The organism is Acidovorax sp. sif1233 (genome assembly GCF_019218755.1).
GTDB lineage: Bacteria > Pseudomonadota > Gammaproteobacteria > Burkholderiales > Burkholderiaceae_C > Acidovorax.
The window spans coordinates 831,008-849,060 of record NZ_JAHUWZ010000002.1 but is presented as its reverse complement, the minus strand read 5'-3'; the positions used below and the strand labels follow the sequence as shown (position 1 = coordinate 849,060).

The following is an 18,053-nucleotide window of genomic DNA, read 5'->3' as shown; positions in this document are numbered from 1 at the left end:
AAAAGGGGGAAGAGGTTCGTCAGGCCAGCGCCTTCAGGTGCCGGGCGGCGGCCGTGTCGATGCGCAACACGGCCTCCTCGGGCAGGTCCAGCGCGCCGGCGGTGGCGTTCTCGGTGGCCTGTGCCCGCGTGCGTGCACCGCACAGCGCCACCGATACATTGCCGCTGGCCAGCGTCCAGGCGATCATCAGCTGACCGAAGGAGCAGCCCAGTGGCCGGCGCACTGGTTCGAGTTCGTCGAAGAAGGCCTTGAGCCTGGCGCGGTTGGCCGCGCTGAAACGCGGGTTGCTCGCGCGCTGGTCGTCGCCCGTGAATTCGCGCGCCGGGTCGATGGGGCCGGCGAGCAGGCCCAGCGCCAGCGAGGAGTAGCCCAGCATGGCCACGTTATGGCGGCTGCACAGGGGCAGCAGCGTCTGCTCGATCTCGCGGTCGATCAGGCTGTAGCGCTCCTGCGCCGCGTCCACGGGGCCGTACTGCAGGTACTCGGCCAGCGTCTCGGGGCTCGCGTTGCTCACACCGATGGCGCGGATCTTGCCCTGCTGCTTGAGCGTGAGCAGGGCGTCCATGGTCTCCTCGACCGGCGTGGTGGCGTCCTGCCAGTGGGTGATGTACAGGTCGATGTAGTCGGTCTGCAGGCGTTTCAAGCTCTCCTCGGCCTCGTGGAAGATCGATTCGCGGCCCAGGTGGCGGTACACGGGGTGGCCGTCTTCGTCGAAGAAGTGCGTGCCCTTTTGCGTGTGCCACACCAGGCCGCACTTGGTGGCGATCACCGCCTCGTGGCGGCGGCCCTTGAGGGCGGCGCCAACGATGTTTTCGGAGGCGCCCAGGCCATAGGCCGGCGCGGTGTCGATCAGCGTCACCCCGGCGTCGAGCGAGGCGGCTATGGCGTCGGTGGCGGCGGCACTGTCCTGGCCGCCCCACATCCATCCGCCCATGGCCCAGGTACCGAGGCCGATGGCCGAGCACTGGATGCCCGACGGGCCCAGGGTGGTGGTCTTCATCGCTGCGTTCATCATCACGGCATTCATCGTTGGGTCTTTCGGGTGTTCATGAGGTGGTCGATGGTCACGGCGGCCAGCAGGATCAGGCCCTTGATCACGTCCTGCCAGTACGGCGAAACGTCCAGCAGGATCAGCGAGCTGGTCACCACCGAGAGCAGGGCCAGGCCCAGCACGGCACCGAGCACCGTGCCCGAGCCGCCCTTCAGGCTGGCGCCGCCGATCACGGCCGCGGCGATCACGTTGAGCTCCATGCCCACGCCGAAGGTGGGCGTGGCCGCGCCGAAGCGCGCGGTGTAGATCACCCCGGCCAGGCCGGCGGATGCGGCGCACAGCACCGTCACCCAGAACTTCACGTGGCCCACGCGGATGCCCGAGTACAGCGCCGCCTTCTCGTTGCTGCCGGTGTAGAACACGCGGCGCATCAGGCTCGCGCGGCGCAGCACGAAATCGCTGACCACCACGATGAAAAGGAAGATCAGGATCACCGCCGGGATGCCGAACAGCGTACCCTGGCCGATGAACTTGAAAGAGGCCGGCAGCGAGAACAGCGACTGGGGCGTGCCCTGGGTGAGCGCCAGGCACAGGCCGCGCACGATGACCATGAAGGCCAGCGAGGCGATGAAGTGGTTGAGCCCGATGCGCACCACGCAGCCGCCGATCATGGCGCCGATGAGCGCGCTGGCGGCGATGGCGATGAGCCCGGCCGTCCAGGGATCGAACCCCATCAGGAACAGCTTGCCCGTGACCACCATCGCGAAGCACACCACCGAGCCCACCGACAGGTCGATGCCGCCCACGATGAGCAGGATGGTCATGCCCACGACCACGATGCCCTCGATGGAGAAGGACAGCAGCATGGCGCGGATGTTGTCCCAGGTCAGGAAGTAGGGCGACGCGAAGCTCATGCCCACGCACAGCGCGAGGATGATGACCAGAAGGCCCATCTCGCGCATGCTGGTGAGCTTGGGGGCGCCGGGCTTGCCCGGCCCCCCGGGCGCCTCGCGCGGCGGCTGCAGGCCGGCGACGGAGCCGGCGTCCAATTGTGCGGGGTGATTCATGCCATTTCCTCTTGCTGTCGTTCCAGTCCCGAGGCCAGCCGCAGCAGGGCCTCTTCCGTCATGTCCTTGCCTTGCAGCTCGCCCGCCACGCGCCCATCGCGGATCACCAGGGCCCGGTCGCACAGCCCGATGATCTCGGGCAGCTCCGAGGAGATGACCACCACGCCCACGCCCTGGCTGGCCAGGTCGCGCAGGATGTGGTGGATCTCCGACTTGGCGCCCACGTCCACGCCGCGCGTGGGCTCGTCCATCAGCAGCACCGACGGGTTGGTGGCCAGCAGCTTGGCGATGGCCACCTTCTGCTGGTTGCCGCCCGACAGGCTCGCCACCTCGATCTGCACGCCGTCGGACTTGAGCTTCAGGCGTGCGCCCAGCTCCTGCGCCAGCCGGTGCTCGGTCGCACGCTGCAGCAGGCCCAGGCGCGAGCTCACGCGCGCCAGCGCCATGGAGGCGATGTTCTGCGCGATCGGCAGGTCCAGGTACACGCCTGCGGCCTTGCGGTCCTCGCTGAGGTAGGCGATGCCTTCGCGCAGCGCGTCGCTGTACTTGCGGATGGCAAGCTGCTTGCCGTTGAGGCGCACGCTGCCGCCAGTGGCGGGGCGCAGGCCGCACAGGGTCTGCGCCAGCTCGCTGCGGCCGGCGCCCATGAGCCCTGCAATGCCCAGGATCTCGCCGCGCCGCACGGTGAAAGAGACTCCGTGCACGCGCTCGCCGTCGGACAAATCGCTCACTTCGAGCACGTGCTCGCCGTGGTCTGCGTCCTGCTGCTTGGGCGGGTAGTAGTTGCCCAGGTCGCGCCCGACCATGCGCCTCACCAGGCCGTCGGCATCGAGCTCGGCCAGCGGGCCCGAGTGCACGTTGCGGCCATCGCGCAGCACCGTCACGCGCGTGCAGTGCGCAAAGATCTCGGCCATGCGGTGGCTGATGTAGATGATGGCTATGCCCTGGTCCCGGAGGTCGTGCAGCACGCGGAACAGGGCCGCCGACTCGTTGTCGGTGAGCGCGGCGGTCGGTTCGTCCAGGATCAGCACCTTGCAGTCAAGCGTGAGCGCCTTGGCGATCTCGATCAGCTGCTGGCTGCAGATGGGCAGGTCCCCCACGCAGGCGGCGGGGTCGATGTCCTGGCCCAGGCGCTGCAGTACCTTGGCGGCGCGCGCGTTCAGGCCGGCGTAGTCCATCCACGCCTGCCGGCCGGCATTGATCTCGGGCATGAAGATGTTCTCGGCCACGGTGGCGTCGGCGCACAGGGCGATCTCCTGGTGCACCAGGCCGATACCCAGGCGCATGGCCTGGGCCGGACCATCGATGGCCACCACGCGGCCGTCCAGCAGGATCTCGCCTGCGTCCGGCTGGTGGATGCCATCGATGATGTTCATCAGCGTGGACTTGCCCGCGCCGTTCTCGCCGCACAGGGCGTGGATCTCGCCCGCCTGCAGCGAGAAGTCCACGCCCGAGAGCGCATGCGAAGCGCCGAAGCGCTTGCAGATGCCGCGCAGCGCGAGCAGGGGGGCGCCCATGGTGGTGGTGCTCACTCGCTGATGCCCTTGGTGCCGCGGCGCGCGAGGTACTTGTCCCAGTAGAAGTCGTCGGCGTTGGCCTTGCTGACCACGGCCAGGCCGTTGTCCAGGAAGGGCACGGCCATGGGGTTGGTGCCGTTGCGCTTGGCGTCATTCATCGGGTCGATGAGGCCGGGGTTTTTGGCCAGGAACAGCATCATCATGCCCATGTAGCCCTGCATGCCCTGGTTGGGGTTGATGGCGCCGAACACGTCGCCGGACTTGATCATGTCCAGGATCTTGGCGTTCACGTCGCAGCACATCACCTTGATGTTCTTCTTGGTCTCCACCTTGGCCTGGGCCGCACCGAGCGCCGAGTTGGCCTCGGGCATGAACAGGGCGCCCAGGTTGGGGTTGGCCTGCGCCAGGCTCTGCACGGCCTGGTAGGCCTTGTTCGGGTCCTGGTTGCTCGCGGCGCGGCCCACCAGCTTCATGCCCGGGTGCTTGGTCTTCATGCGGTTGATGAAGGCGGCGATGCGGCGGTCGTGGTTGTCCTGGCCGGGGTTTTCCAGCACGGCGAACTCGCCCTTGCCGCCCAACGATGCGGCGATCGCGTCGGCGGCCTGCGCGCCTTCGCGGTCATTGTCCGAGGTGATGAACGAGGTGCGCTTGGAGTTGGGCGAGTCGGCCGCGAAGGTGACTACCGGGATGCCCATGGCTGCTGCGCGGTTGATGGGCTCGATGAACGGGTCGGGGTTCATGGGGTGCAGCAGGATGCCGGCGGGCTTGCGTGCCAGCTCCTGCTCGAACGAGGCCAGCTGCTTGTTCACGTCGTACTCGGGGGTGCCGGTGTAGCGGGTGCGGACACCCAGCGTGCGGCCCAGCTGCTTCATCATCTCGTAGACCGGAAACCAGTACTCCACGCCCGAGACCATCACGTTCATCACGTAGACGTCGCTGGGGTTGCCGCGCAGGCCACCCGCGGCGGCGGGGGTTGCCGCAGGTTGCTGCGCGAACGCGCTGGTGCCGGCCAGGCCGATACCGGCGGCGGCTGCGGACTTCAGGAAATTACGCCTCATTGATGTCTCCTCTTGTTGAACGGAGCAGCGTGTGATTGCTGCTTTCTCCAGGGCTGTGATGGGGTGCTTGGTGTCACGACAGTTGTTATGACAGGTAGAATGTAATCTTGGATCGAAGCGCCAGATAGTTAGGGGAAACACTACTGGATATGCCGGCTGGTTCGGTGGAAGCTGTTATGACATGAAGACCCAACTACTGATTGGCATCGACCTCGGGTCGAGCAGCCTCAAAGCCCTGGCCCTGGAGGCCGCGAGCGGCCGCACCGTCGCCCTGTCCCGCATGCCCCTGCAGCACGACCGCCTGCCCGGTGGTGGCTGCGAAGTGGGGGCATCCATGATCCGCTCGGCCCTGTCCACCGTGCTGCGCGATGTGGCGCACCAGCTCGGCGACCGCGTGGCCGATGTCCGTGCCATCGGCTGCACGGGGCATGGAGCGGGCCTGTATGCGCTGGATGCCCGCAATGAACTGGCCGGCGGCCGCGCCGTGGCCTCGACCGACCAGCGCGCCGGCGCGCGGGCCGAGTCCCTGGCAAGCAGCCATGGCCTGCAACTGCGCGCCGAGGTCGGCTGCCAGCCCTGGCCGGGCCAGCCCACCGTGATCGCGGCCGAGTTGCTGGGCAGCGACGCTGTGCGCAGCGGTGCCTTGCAACGCCTCATGTTCGCCAAGGACTACGTGGGCTTTCTGCTCACGGGCGAGATCGCCACCGACGCCAGCGACGCCAGCACGGCGGGCCTGCTCTCGGTGGCCACCGGCACATGGTCGCCGCTGGCCTTTGCGGCCTCGGGCGTCGCCGATCTTTCACCGAAGGCCTTCGGGCCGCTGGTGGACAGCGGCGAGGTGATCGGCACGCTGCACACTTCGGCGGCCGAGGCGCACGGCCTGCCAGCGGGCATCCCGGTGGCCATGGGCGCCATCGACCTGCTGGCGTCGATGACCGCCATCCGTGCCGAGGAGCGCGGCCGCGCCGTCTCGGTGTTGGGCACCTGGTGCGTCAATGCCGTCATCGGCCCGGTGGTGGAACCCCGGCCCGACGTGGTGGCCGTCGTGAATTTCGGGCCGAGCGACCGGCGCCTGTACATGGAGAACAGCCCCTCGTCGATGGCCAATATCGCCTGGCTGGCCGGAGTGCTTGGCCTGCCCGATGCGCGGGCCGTGGTCGACCTGGCGATGTCGGTGCCGTTCGGGGCCGGGGGACTGCGCTTTCTGCCTTTCGTGAACGGCGGTGCGGGCGTCTCGGCCGGCTTTGTCGGCCTTCAGAGCCACCACACACGCGGCGACATGGCGCGTGCCGTGGTCGATGCGGTCGCGGCGCTGCATGCACGCCATACGGCGCGCCTGGCGGCCGGCGGGCTGCCGGTGTCGGCCTCCACCGTGCTCGGTGGCGGCGCCAGCGACACGCGCCTGGTGCGCCTGCTCGCGGGCCTGCTCGGGCACCCGGTGGAGCGCTGCGCCGACGACGAGACCGGCGCGCGCGGCGCGGCGATCTACGCGGCGATGTCGCAAGGCATCGACACCCACCCCTTGCGCGCGCCCTGCGACACGGTCGAACCCGACGCCAGCCAGGCGCGGGCCCATGCGGACTTCAATGCCAACTTCAACGAACTGATAGCCACCATGTCCCCTGTATTCGGCCATCTGGCGGGCACATCGCCGGGCATTGCTGCGCCGCTGCCAGCGCTTGCGCCCACCCCCACATCCGCGCAGAGCATGGAGGCCTTGCCATGAGCACGCCTGCACCATTGCCTTTCGTGCGCCCGGCCGCCGTGTCGGGGCACCATTTTTCGACCGTGATCGTGGGCGCCGGCATCAACGGCGTGGGCGTGTTCCGCGACCTCTCGCTGCAGGGCGTGGACTGCCTCATCGTGGACAAGGGCGACTTCAGTGCGGGTGCCAGCAGCGCGCCCTCGCGCATGATCCACGGCGGCCTGCGCTACCTGGAAAGCGGCAGCTTCTCGCTGGTGGCCGAGGCCACGCGCGAGCGCAACCTGCTGCTGCGCAACGCGCCGCACCTGGTGCAGCCGCTCAAGACCGTGGTGCCGCTGTCGAGCTTCTTCGGCGGGCTGATGAGCAGCGCGCTCAAGTTCCTGGGCCGCACGCCGCCCCAGCGCACGCGCGGCCTGCTGGCCGTGGCCACCGGGCTGCGCCTGTACGACCTGCTGGGCTGGCGCCAGCGCGTGATGCCCAACCACCGCATCAGCCGCGTGCAGCCGGCCGACCGCCTGCTGTTCCGGGCGGCCGTGCGCTGGACGGCGACCTTCTTCGACGCCTGGATCAGCCACCCCGAATGGCTGGTGCTGGAGCTGGTGCGCGACGCCTGCCGCGACCAGCCCCGCTCGGCGGCCGTCAACCACTGCCGCGTGACGGGCTGCACGGGCAAGACCCTCACGCTGCGCGACGAAGTCACGGGCGAGGTGGTGCAGGTGACGGCCGACACGGTGGTCAATGCCAGCGGCGCCTGGCTGGACCGCAGCACCGAACTGCTGGGCGGCCCCGGCCCGCGCGTGATGGGCACCAAGGGCTCGCACCTGGTGCTCGACCACCCCCTGCTGCGCGACGCGCTGGGCGGGCGCATGGCCTATTTCGAGGCGCTGGACGGGCGCGTGTGCATCGTCTACCCCTTCCTGGACCGGGTGCTGGTGGGCTCCACCGACATTCCGGTGGACGACCCCGACCAGATCGCCACCGAACCTGCCGAGGTGGACTACCTGCTGGAGGTGCTGGGCGAGGTGTTTCCCAACCTCTCCTTCGGCCGCGGTAACGTGGTCTACACCTATGTGGGCGTGCGGCCGCTGGCGCGCTCGGACGCCGACAAGCCGGGGCAGATCTCGCGCGACCATTCGGTGGTGATCGATGCACCGTCCCCATCGCGCGATATCCCGGTCGTGGGCCTGGTGGGGGGCAAGTGGACCACCTTTCGCGCGCTGGCCGAGGAGGCCACCGACGAGGTGCTGCGCCTGCTGGGGCGGGCACGCACCGCCTCGACCCGGCAGTTGCCCATTGGCGGCGGCACCGACATGCCGCAGGGCGGGCCGGCGACCGAGCGCTTCATCGACCGCATCGCCCAGGATTCCGGCCTGGGCCGTGTCCGCGCCCAGGCACTGCTGCGCCGCTACGGCACCCAGGCCCTGGGCATGGCCCCGCATTTCAAGGTGGCGGGGGACCTGCCGCTGCAGCATGCACCCGACTACTCGGCGGCGGAGGTGGCCTGGCTGTGCACCGACACCGGCGTGATCCACCTCGACGACCTGGTGATCCGCCGCACGCTGCTGGCCATTCGCGGCCTCGTCACGGACGCGGCGCTGGCCGAGATGGCGGGCATCGCCGCACGGGCGCTGGGCTGGGATGCGGGGCGCGAACGGCAGGAACTGCACAATTGCACCACCGCACTGCGCGAGCGCCATGGCGTGCGCCTGGCTCCCGCAGTCCCTGATCACACCGATGCAGCGCCGGCTTTCCATGCATCATTGACCATCCACCCGGCCCTGAGCCCGTCCTGACGTGAATTCACCGACCGAACTCCAGCCCCTGCTCGACCGCAACTCCGAATCGCCCCTGTGGGCGCAGTTCCGCGATGCCCTGCGCCTGCAGATACTGCAGGGCGAACTGGCCATCGGCGCCAAGCTGCCGTCCGAGGCCGAACTGGGCGAGCAGTTCGGCATCTCGCGCATCGTGGTGCGCGAGGCGCTGGCCGACCTGGTGCGCAACAACCTGATCTACAAGATCAAGGGCCGTGGTGCGTTTGTCGCGGCGCGCGAGCGCGACGAGGATTTCGTTTCCACCGTGCTCGGCTTCTCCGACGAGATGGAGCGCAAGGGCCGTTCGGTGCGCACCCAGGTCCTTGGTCAGCAGTTGCGCGCACCCACGCCGCAGGAGATCAGCGCGCTGGGCCTCACGGACGACACCCAGGTGGTGGCCTTGAAACGGCTGCGCAGCGTGGATGGCGAGCTGCGCCTGCTGGTGGAAACCGTGGTGCCCGCCGACCTGGCGCCCGGCCTGCACCGCATGCGCCTGGACGACCGCTCGCTCTACGACGTGTTGCGCCGCCAGTACGGGGTGCGGCTGGTGCGCGCCGAGCGCTGGATCGACGCCGTGCTGCCCGACGCCGAGACCTGCGAACTGCTGCAGCTGGCAAGCCCCGAGCCGCTGCTGCGCATCGAGTCCATCGCCTATGGCGCCAACGGCCGCCGCCTGGAGTACTACAACGCCTTGCACCGCTGCAAGTCGAGCCGCCTGCACGTGCAGACAACGACATGATGACCTCCTGAGGCGCGGGCAGTCTCTCCAGGCAAAACGGGCTCCCGCAGGAGCCCGTTTGTCATTCATGCCTTCATGGCAACCACCGCGCGGAAGGAACGGGGGGCATGGCCGCCCCGCCGCACGGCAATTACATGGCGTTGCCGATTTCGCCCGCCGAGATCTGGCCGGTGCGCACGGCTTCAGCAGCCTGGGCACGCACGGCGGCACGGTCGGCCGTGGACTTGTAGGTCACCACGCGCGAACCTGCGGGCTCGATGGAGCGGGTCTGGGCCACGGTGGTGGCTTCGGCGGCCACTTCGGCGCGCGTGCGGTTCGTCTCGAACTTCGTGGCGAACTGCGAAGCATCGGCTTCGTCGGCCTGTGCACCGAAAGAAGCGAAAGCGGCCACGGCGGCGATGGAGAGGAAACGTGCGGTCTTGTTCATGGTGAAACTCCGGTGAAATTCAAAAAAATGAGGGCGATGTACTTGGAAATACGCAGCAGGAGAGGGCCTGGATTCAGCGAATCAAGCGCTGATCAACCACGCTCACCCGAAGGGATCTGGCCGGTGCGCACGGCATCGGCGGCCTGGGCACGCACGGCGGCGCGGTCGGCCGTGGATTGGTAGGTCACCACACGCGAACCTGCGGGCTCGATGGAGCGGGTCTGGGCCACGGTGGCGGCTTCGGCGGCCACTTCGGCGCGGGTGCGGTTCGTCTCGAACTTCGTGGCGAACTGCGAGGCATCGGCCTCGTCGGCCTGGGCACCGAAAGAAGCGAAAGCGGCCACGGCGGCGATGGAGAGGAAGCGGGCGGTCTTGTTCATGATGAAAATCCTTGAAGTTAAAAAAGCGTCTCAAAAAAGCCGGGACAAAAACCATTTCTGAACCGGGTTCGGTGAGTCGCCTTGCGGGTTCGGCTCATCGATGGGTTGAACTGTACGTGGATGGGGCGCGAAGAAAAACCACCGGGTCGCAAACTAACTGTTCCGGTATTGGAAACAATGAGGGTGTAAGCAGGCAGGGTTTACCCATATTTTTGTGGCAGCAATGGGGTTTTGGCGCCTCGAATCCTGGCGAGTAGGGCGTTTTTCAGGAACGATGGGAAACCGGGGCAATGCCCATGCCAAGGACGGCTGGCGCGAGTTCCGCCTACGTGGCGCCCCCAGGATTGCGCCCGGCATCCGCGTACTGCCGCCAGGCGCTTGATCTGCATCAAGGTACCGCATGCCCAAGGCGGCCGGGGCGATACACAGGGAGGGAACGTCATATAGTCCAAGGTAACCCTTTGTGTTCTTGCATGACAGACTCTCTTGTACCTGCGGGCATCGACACCGCGGACAGCCCCCACTACCTGCGCGCGTTGACCGACATGGCCGATCGGCGCATGGTGGTCGCTGACGCCGCCATCTACACCGACAACGGCATCAAGCTGGTCGAGAAGGGGGCCCGCATCGATGGCCGCCTGTACGACCGCCTGGTGCAGCACAAGCTGCGCGAGCCGATTGACCGGCACCTGTCCATCGACAATCCCGTGGATGTGCCTGCCTTGCTGGCTGCGGGGCAGGCCTTGGTGGAGCGGGAGGTGCTGCCCCGGCTGCTGGCCGAAACGCTGGGTTCGGCTGCCCGGCTGCTGGCGCCGCTGCGCTCGCTGCCCTTGCCTCCCTCCATGGCCTGCAAACTCACCGTGATGCGCGAGCAGCGGCCTGAACTTTTCCAGCACAGCCTGCAGATGATGACCGTGGCCGTGTTTCTGGCCATCAAGAGCGAGCTGGGCGAGCGCGACTGCGCCAACCTCGCCGCCGCAGCCTTGCTGCACGACCTGGGCGTGCTGCACATGGACCCGGCCTGGAGCGATCCCGACCACAAGGTCGTTGGCGTGCAGCGCAAGCACCTGGTGGCGCACCCCATCACCGCCATGCTCATGATCCGCGACACCCAGGCCTACCCCCGGCCGGTGGAGGTGGCGGTGCTGGAACACCACGAGCGCATGGACGGCAGCGGCTATCCGCGAGGGCTGGCGGGTGCGGATATCTCGGTGCTGGGCCGCATCCTGCTGCTGGCCGAAGTGGTGGCTGCGTTCTACGAGAAATACGACGACATGCCCGCGCAGCGCCTGTCACTGGTGCTGCGGCTGAACCATCGCAAGTTCCCATCGGCGTTGGTGGCGCATCTCCTGCCCCTGCTGCAGGAGGAGGTCGCCCGCGACTCCGCGCTCATGCCCCTGGGCAACGATGCCCCACGCCAGATGGACCTTCTCGCCGAAGCCTTTGCCTGCTGGGACCAGCTCAAGGCCGCATTGCCCCCCGGAACCAGCGCGAAGACGCTGCCGGGGAGCGCCCTCGCATTTGTCGATGCCCGCCTGCTGGCCCTTCAGAAAGCCCTGACGGAAGCTGGTTCGCACCCCCAGCAGCAGGGCGAGTTCATGGCGCAGCTGCGGGGCGACACCATGGGCATGGCCGAAGTGGCCCTGGTGGGGCGCGAGGCGCTGTGGCAGCTCCAGAGCATCCTGAATGCCAGCCACCGCCGTTGGCCGCAACTGGCGCAGCGCGCCACGCCCGCGGATGGGGCGGTGGCGGATTGGTGTGATTGGGCCCTCCGAAAGCTCTGAGAACCTGTTCAGGATCTTTTCGGGGGCGCGCAAGCGTCTTGCCGGGGCCCGTGAGTCAACGTGTTTTCAGGCCGCCTTGTTGCGGCGCCGCGGGAGGCGATGGCGCATCGCCCATCCCGCCATGAGGGCCGAGAGGATCGCCAGGCCCCATTCGGACAGCGTTGGAATGGAAGCCGGGGCGGCGGGTGGCGCGATGCCCACGTGGACCGTGAACGAATCGGCGGTGGGGCCCGCGCCCCAGGTCCAGGTGTAGGAGCCTGGCGTGAGCCCCAGGCTGGCCAGCGAGGTCCCCGTCCACGTGGCCGAGGAAGCGAGCGCCGATCCGGAGACGTAGCCCAGGGGGGCGAAGACAAACCCCGGTGCCATCATGCCGTCCAGTCCCACCATGTCGCCCGACGATGTATCGGCGAGGACAGGGCCTCCCGCCCCCAGCATGGGAGGCCCGGAGACGCCCATGTAGGCCTCCACCGTCCCGGCCGTGCCGGTGAAAATCAGCGCAGCCGAGGGGATGACCACGGAGAAAAGAGGCCCGTTGCCGGCCGGGGTGAGGGCTGCCATGTTCATGCGGCCGCTGCCGCTGGCGACCACATTGCCGCCACTTTCGAAAACGTAGACCGCATAGGCGGCGAACGTGTTGCCCGACAGGAGAAGCAGCAGGGCGACTGCTGCCGACTGGATTGCCTTCATTGAACGACTCCCTCTGTTTCCTTTTGCGACCCATTGTAGGGAGCGCGGCGTGTGCCGCCCAGCTCTGAATGGCAGGGCCTTCCCGGGCCTTTCCGAGGTTTTCATGCTGCTGGCAAAATACTGGTTATATTTACAGTATTCGTGTTTTCGGACCCTCTCTTCCCACCATGCCTGCGCAACGCCACTCCCCGCGGGTTGTCGCCTCCGATCTGCCATTTGCCGTGCCTGGCGTCTGGCACGCGGACGGGCTGGTGGGCACGGGACAGCACCAGGCGCAATCCACGGGGTATGCGCTGCTGGATGCGCAGCTACCGGGTGGAGGGTGGCCTGTCGGGGCGCTGAGCGAGGTGTTGCAGCCCTTGGCGGGCCTGCATGAATGGCAGCTGGTGCTGCCCGCCCTGGCCCAGGCCACGGCCGCGCGGCATGGGGCCGTGGTCGTGGTGGCGCCCCCGTGCGAGCCTTTTGGCCCGGCGCTCCAGGCCCAGGGGCTGCCCCCCGGGCGGCTGGGCCTGGTGCGGGCGGATACGGCCATGTCGGCGCTGTGGGCCGCCGAGCAGGCGCTGCGGTGCCGGGATGTGCTGGCCGTCATGGCCTGGCTGCCGCAGGCACAGCCGGCGGCCTTGCGCCGGCTGCAGCTGGCCGCGGCCCAGCAACAGCAGCTGCTGTGGGTGTTTCGGCCCGTCAGCGCGGCCCCCCAGGCGTCGCCAGCCTTGCTGCGGCTGCAAGTCCAGGGCATGCCCATGCCCGCGGGCACGCCCGTGTTCCCCGGGATGCAGGTGCACATTCTCAAGCGCCGGGGGCCGCCCCTGGCGCAGGGGCTGCCATTGCCCGGATGCCACCTTCTGCTGGCGCAGGTGCTGGCGGCGCAGGCCGAACGGCGGCGTGCTGCCCAGGCCGCGGCGGTGGGCATGATGGAGGAAGGCCGGGGCGCATTGGCCGTTGCACTCCCCGCCGGGGGCGCCGTGCCGCGTCGGGCGCCCGCGCCCGCATCGCCAGGGGGGAGGGGGCATGCACTGGATCGCGCTGCCATGGCCACGGCCGGATGAGAGGGAGGGCGGTTCCACGGCGCTGGCAGGAGCCGCCGTGGCGATGGAGCCGTCGGCGGGCTGGTGGGCGCTGCGTTTTACACCGCGCGTGGCGCTGGTGGACGATGAGGCCGTGCTGCTGGAAGTGTCCTCCACCGAACGGCTTTGGGGCGGGCGCGATGTCTTGCTGGCGCAGGTGCTGCAGGCCTGGGCCGTGGCGGCTTCCACCTCGGGCGGGCAGGGAGAGCCTGTTTTTTCTGAAGGAAGCAGGCCCTGTGCGCAGCCGCCGTGGGGCTGCGGCCCCACGGCGCTGGTGGCGCACGGCTTTCTGAGGCTGGCCCTGGCGGGCCGGGCGCCGCCTGCGCAGGGGCCGCCAGGGCTGCCCTTGCATGCGCTGACCGCCTTGCGCCCGCATGTGGCTAGCCTGGAGCGCATGGGCTGCCGCACCTGGGGGGCGCTGCGTGCGCTGCCGCGTCCGGGGGTCTCGCGGCGCTTTGGCGCGGGGGTGCTGCGGGCCCTGGACCAGGCCTTTGGCGATGCCCCCGAAGCGCATGCGTGGCTGGAACTGCCCGAACAGTTCGCGCTGACCCTGGAGCTGCCCGCGCTGGCGGCGTCGGCCGATGCGCTGCTCTGGAGTGCCCACCGTGGCATCGCGGCCCTGCATGGCTGGCTGCAGGCACGCCAGCAAGGTGTGCTGGGGCTGGAGCTGGCGTGGCGCCACGACCTGCGGCGCATCGACGGCGTGATGATCGCGCCCGTGCAGGCGCTGCAGGTGCGCACGGCGCAGGCCACGCAGGACATGGCGCATCTGCGGCGGCTCCTGGCGGAAAACCTGGCGCGGACCACGCTGGCCGCGCCAGCGAACCAGATCACGCTGCGCCTGCTGGATGCGGCCCCGCTGGCGCACCGCAGCGCCAGCCTCCTGCCGCCGGATGGCCGTGGGGGCAGCGACCCGGGCCTGCCGGGTGGCGTGCAAGGCGAGGCCTTGCACCAGCTGCTCGAGCGCCTGTCCGCCCGGCTGGGGGCCGAGCATGTGCAGGCGCCGGTGCTGCAGGCCGACCACCGCCCCGAGCGCATGCAGCAGTGGCGCCCGGCGGCCGAGGTGCTGCGCGTGGCGGCGCCCCCCCGCCCCGCGGCCCGGGGTGCATCCGCCAGCGCTTCCGGCGCGGCCCTGGACGCCACGCCCGGCGGGCTGCTGCAGCCCACCTGGCTGCTGAACCCGCCACGGCGCCTGGCCGTGCAGGGCAACCGCCCGTGCCACCACGGCCTGCTGCGCCTGCTGGCCGGTCCCCACCGTTTCGAGGCGGGCTGGTGGTCCGGGGCCGGCAGCGACGATGCAGACCCGGCCCATCCCTGCGCCGGCCTGGCCTTGCGCGACTACTTCGTCGCGCACAACGATGTGGCGGGGCTGGTGTGGGTGTTTCGCGAGCGCCTGGCATCCGTGCCGGAGGGCGCGCAGGCCGCGGCGCGCCCCCACCGCTGGTTCCTGCATGGAATCTTCGGGTGATGGCGCCAGGGAGTTTCACGATGTCTTCGCCCATGCCAGGGAATGCCGCTGTGGCCGGGTTGCCGGACTACGCCGAGCTGCATTGCCTGTCCAACTTCAGCTTTCAGCGCGGGGCATCGCACCCGCAGGAACTCGTGGCGCGTGCGCTGGAGCTGGGCTACCGGGCGCTGGCACTGACCGACGAATGCTCCGTCGCGGGCGTGGTGCGGGCCTGGGAGGCGGCCCTGGAATGCGGCTTGCACCTCATCGTGGGCAGCGAGTTTGTGTGGGGCGATCTGCGGGTGGTGGTGGTGGCGCGGGATGCCGAGGGCTGGGGCAACCTGTGCGAGTTCATCACCGCCGCCCGCGCGGCCGCGCCCAAGGGGCAGTACCACGTGGGCGCGGCCAGCCCATGGGCGGCTTTGAAGGGGTGCGAATTGTTGCTGTCCCCCTGCCGGCATGGCTTTGATGCTTCTGATTTGATAGCTGTCAGCGCTTGTCTGTCAAGCGCCAGAGGCCAATTTGACTCATATTTTGACGGCCACCTCTGGCTGGCGGTCGAGTTGCACCTGGCCCCGGACGACAGCCTGTGGCTGGCCACGCTGCAGCGTGCGGGCGCGGCGCTGGGCTTGCCACTGGTGGCAGCGGGCGATGTGCACATGCACGCCCGTTCGCGCAAGCCGCTGCAGGACGTGATCACCGCCGTGCGCCTGGGCTGCAGCGTGGGCGAATGTGGTTTTGCGCTGCAGCCCAATGCCGAGCGCCACCTGCGCCGGCGCGTGCGGCTGGCGGGCATCTACCCGCCCGAGTTGCTGGACGCCACGCTCACGGTGGCGGGGCGCTGCACTTTCCGCCTGGATGAAATCAAGTACCAGTACCCGCTGGAGACCGTGCCCGCCGGCATGACGCCCGCGCAGGCCCTGGCCTGGCTGGTGGATGTGGGCGTGCAGGGCGAATACCCGCAAGGCGCGCCAGAGAAGGTGTGGGTGCAGATCCGCAAGGAGCTGGATCTGATCGCGCACTGCCAGTACGAGATGTACTTCCTCACGGTGCATGACATCGTGCGCTACGCACGCAGCCAGAACATCCTGTGCCAGGGCCGTGGCTCGGCTGCGAATTCGGTGGTCTGCTACATGCTGGGCATCACGGCCGTCCCGCCCGAGAACACCAACCTGCTGTTCGAGCGCTTCATCAGCAAGGAGCGCAAGGAGCCGCCCGACATCGACGTGGACTTCGAGCACGACCGGCGCGAGGAGGTCATCCAGTACATCTACGAAAAATACGGCCGCGAGCGCGCCGCCATCGCTGCGGTGGTCACCACCTACCGCACGCGCAGTGCCCTGCGCGATGTGGGCAAGGCCCTGGGTGTGGCGCCGGCCTTGGTCGATGCCTTTGCCAAGGACCACCACTGGTTTGACGAACAGTTCGCCACCGACCGGCTGCAGGAACTGGCGGAAAGCCTGGGCGCACCGCTGCACCGGCACACGGCCCAGCTGTGGCTGGAACTGGCGGCGGACCTGAAAGGCTTTCCGCGCCACCTGAGCCAGCATGTGGGCGGTTTCGTGCTCACGCAGGGCAAGCTCACGCGCCTGGTGCCGGTGGAGCCGGCGAGCATGGAGGATCGTTCCGTCATCCAGTGGGACAAGGACGACCTGGACACCATGGGCTTGCTCAAGGTCGATGTGCTGGCCCTGGGCATGCTCAGTGCCTTGCGCCGCTGCCTGGATTTGCGCGATGCCTTGCGCGGTGAGCGCTGGGATCTCAAGGGCATCCCCCGCGAAGACCCTGCCACCTACGACATGATCTGCGCCGCCGACACCGTGGGCGTGTTCCAGATCGAGAGCCGCGCGCAGATGAGCATGCTGCCGCGCCTGCGGCCGCGCAAGTTCTACGACCTGGTGGTGGAGGTGGCCATCGTGCGGCCCGGGCCCATCCAGGGTGGCATGGTGCATCCGTACCTGAAGGCGCGAGAGGTCGAGCGGCAGATGCGCAGTGCGGGCAGCACGGAGCCTTTTCCGTTGGAGTACCCGGAGCTGCGCAACGCGCTCGAACGCACGCTGGGTGTGCCCATCTTCCAGGAACAGGTGATGCAGATCTCCATCGATGCCGCCGGTTTCACGCCGGGCCAAGCCGATGACCTGCGCCGCTCAATGGCGGCCTGGAAGCGCAAGGGGGGCGTGCACCGGTTTGAAAAGCCGTTGAAAGACGGCATGGTCGCCCGTGGTTATGCCGCCGAATTCGCCGACCGCATCTTCCAGCAGATGCTGGGCTTCGGCGAATACGGCTTTCCCGAAAGCCACGCCCACAGCTTTGCCTTGCTGGCCTATGCCAGCAGCTGGCTCAAATGCCACGAGCCCGCGTGTTTTCTGGCCGCGCTGCTCAACTCGCTGCCCATGGGTTTCTACACCGCCTCACAACTGGTGCAGGACGCGCGCCGCCACGGCGTGCGCGTGCTGCCCGTCGACGTGACCCTCAGCCACCACGATTGCACGCTGGAAGGTCCGGCCGAATACTTGCGGCCTGCCAAGGGGCTGCCCGCGCCACTGCTACCGCAGCCTGCTGTGCGCCTCGGCCTGCGGCTGGTGGGCAGCCTGCAGGAAGAGGCTGCCAAACGCCTGGTGCAAGTCCGCGTCACGGGCCCTGCCTTTGCCAATACCGAAGACCTGGCCCTGCGGGCCCGCCTGAGCCCGCAGGACCTGCAGGCCCTGGCCGCTGCCGATGCCCTGGCCAGCCTTTCGGGCCACCGGCGCCAGCAGATGTGGGACGCTGCCGCGCAGCACCCCGCCCCCGCGTTGCTGCGCGATGTGCCCGTGCACGAAGCGCCGCTTGCCTTGCCAGCCGCGCCCGAAGGGGAGGAAATCCTGTTCGACTACGCCGCCACCGGCCTCACGCTGCGCCGCCACCCGCTGGCCCTGCTGCGCCCGCGCCTGGACCGCTGGCGCCTGCTGAGCGCGCTGCAATTGAATGCCGTACCCCATGGCCGCAAGGTGCGCGCCTGCGGCATCGTCACCGTGCGCCAGCGCCCCGGCACGGCCAAGGGCACGATGTTCGTCACGCTCGAAGACGAGACCGGCCCCGTGAATGTGATCGTGTGGCCCGCGCTGGTGGACACCTGGCGCAACGCGCTGCTGCGCTCGCAGTTGCTGGCGGTGGAAGGCATGTGGCAGTGCAGCGTGCCGGAAGGCGACGGCGCGCCCGCCCCGGGTTCCATTCCGCCATCGTCCCCGCAGGCGCCGGCACCCACGGTGGTGCGCCACCTGGTGGCCCAGCGTTTCAAGGACCTGACCCCGCTGCTCGGCCGCATGGCCCATGCGCTGCAGGGGAGCCGCGATTTCCATTGATGAAGGAGGGTGGCCCCCCTGACCCGCAATTGACC

Annotated in this window: 14 protein-coding genes; 7 read left to right on the top strand and 7 right to left on the bottom strand. The window is 68.9% G+C overall.

Annotation, left to right across the window (positions count from 1 at the left end; all coding sequences use genetic code 11):
* Positions 1–19: 19 nt before the first annotated feature.
* From KW843_RS11295 to KW843_RS11280, 4 genes are read right to left on the bottom strand one after another with little or no spacing between them, the layout of a single operon-like run.
* The gene (locus KW843_RS11295; protein WP_218295196.1) at positions 20–1,027 is read right to left on the bottom strand and encodes an aldo/keto reductase; all 1,008 of its coding nucleotides are present in this window, start codon (positions 1,025–1,027) and stop codon (positions 20–22) included.
* Complete coding sequence (locus KW843_RS11290) at positions 1,024–2,058, bottom strand: ABC transporter permease (RefSeq protein WP_218295195.1); 1,035 nt, start codon at positions 2,056–2,058, stop codon at positions 1,024–1,026. The genes KW843_RS11295 and KW843_RS11290 overlap by 4 nt, the downstream gene beginning before the upstream one ends.
* Positions 2,055–3,575: a sugar ABC transporter ATP-binding protein gene (locus KW843_RS11285; RefSeq protein WP_218295337.1), complete on the bottom strand. Its 1,521-nt coding sequence runs from the start codon at positions 3,573–3,575 to the stop codon at positions 2,055–2,057. The genes KW843_RS11290 and KW843_RS11285 overlap by 4 nt, the downstream gene beginning before the upstream one ends.
* Before the next feature lie 11 nt (positions 3,576–3,586).
* Positions 3,587–4,633 (bottom strand): substrate-binding domain-containing protein, encoded by a 1,047-nt coding sequence (locus tag KW843_RS11280; RefSeq protein ID WP_218295194.1) that lies wholly within the window; start codon positions 4,631–4,633, stop codon positions 3,587–3,589.
* Positions 4,634–4,814: 181 nt separating this feature from the next.
* On the opposite strand from KW843_RS11280, the gene KW843_RS11275 reads away from it, so the two are divergent.
* From KW843_RS11275 to KW843_RS11265, 3 genes are read left to right on the top strand one after another with little or no spacing between them, the layout of a single operon-like run.
* Positions 4,815–6,359 carry an FGGY family carbohydrate kinase gene (locus KW843_RS11275; protein ID WP_255594670.1) on the top strand — a complete coding sequence of 515 codons (1,545 nt, stop codon included), beginning with the start codon at positions 4,815–4,817 and terminating at the stop codon, positions 6,357–6,359.
* Positions 6,356–8,131, top strand: a complete 1,776-nt coding sequence (locus tag KW843_RS11270) for a glycerol-3-phosphate dehydrogenase/oxidase (protein ID WP_218295193.1) — start codon at positions 6,356–6,358, stop codon at positions 8,129–8,131. Before KW843_RS11275 ends, KW843_RS11270 begins: the two co-directional genes overlap by 4 nt.
* 1 nt (position 8,132) lies before the next feature.
* A complete protein-coding gene (locus tag KW843_RS11265) occupies positions 8,133–8,888 on the top strand; it encodes a GntR family transcriptional regulator (RefSeq protein WP_218295192.1) in 756 nt (251 codons plus the stop codon).
* A 130-nt stretch (positions 8,889–9,018) separates the two neighbouring features.
* Here the strand turns inward: KW843_RS11265 and KW843_RS11260 are convergent, their stop codons facing one another.
* Together KW843_RS11260 and KW843_RS11255 are read right to left on the bottom strand one after the other, a co-directional pair.
* Positions 9,019–9,315 (bottom strand): DUF4148 domain-containing protein, encoded by a 297-nt coding sequence (locus KW843_RS11260; RefSeq protein WP_218295191.1) that lies wholly within the window; start codon positions 9,313–9,315, stop codon positions 9,019–9,021.
* Positions 9,316–9,407: 92 nt separating this feature from the next.
* A complete protein-coding gene (locus KW843_RS11255) occupies positions 9,408–9,695 on the bottom strand; it encodes a DUF4148 domain-containing protein (protein ID WP_218293877.1) in 288 nt (95 codons plus the stop codon).
* A 473-nt stretch (positions 9,696–10,168) separates the two neighbouring features.
* Between KW843_RS11255 and KW843_RS11250 the strand changes: the two genes are divergently transcribed.
* Positions 10,169–11,479: an HD-GYP domain-containing protein gene (locus KW843_RS11250; RefSeq protein WP_218295190.1), complete on the top strand. Its 1,311-nt coding sequence runs from the start codon at positions 10,169–10,171 to the stop codon at positions 11,477–11,479.
* Between the two features lie 66 nt (positions 11,480–11,545).
* Here the strand turns inward: KW843_RS11250 and KW843_RS11245 are convergent, their stop codons facing one another.
* On the bottom strand, positions 11,546–12,166 hold the full coding sequence (locus tag KW843_RS11245) for an IPTL-CTERM sorting domain-containing protein (protein ID WP_218295189.1): 621 nt from the start codon (positions 12,164–12,166) through the stop codon (positions 11,546–11,548).
* Between the two features lie 167 nt (positions 12,167–12,333).
* Between KW843_RS11245 and imuA the strand changes: the two genes are divergently transcribed.
* From imuA to KW843_RS11230, 3 genes are read left to right on the top strand one after another with little or no spacing between them, the layout of a single operon-like run.
* Positions 12,334–13,212 carry a translesion DNA synthesis-associated protein ImuA gene (gene imuA, locus KW843_RS11240; protein WP_218295188.1) on the top strand — a complete coding sequence of 293 codons (879 nt, stop codon included), beginning with the start codon at positions 12,334–12,336 and terminating at the stop codon, positions 13,210–13,212.
* A 43-nt stretch (positions 13,213–13,255) separates the two neighbouring features.
* Positions 13,256–14,698: a DNA polymerase Y family protein gene (locus KW843_RS26765; RefSeq protein ID WP_370628491.1), complete on the top strand. Its 1,443-nt coding sequence runs from the start codon at positions 13,256–13,258 to the stop codon at positions 14,696–14,698.
* Between the two features lie 20 nt (positions 14,699–14,718).
* Positions 14,719–18,018, top strand: a complete 3,300-nt coding sequence (locus KW843_RS11230) for an error-prone DNA polymerase (RefSeq protein WP_255594668.1) — start codon at positions 14,719–14,721, stop codon at positions 18,016–18,018.
* Positions 18,019–18,053: the final 35 nt, after the last annotated feature.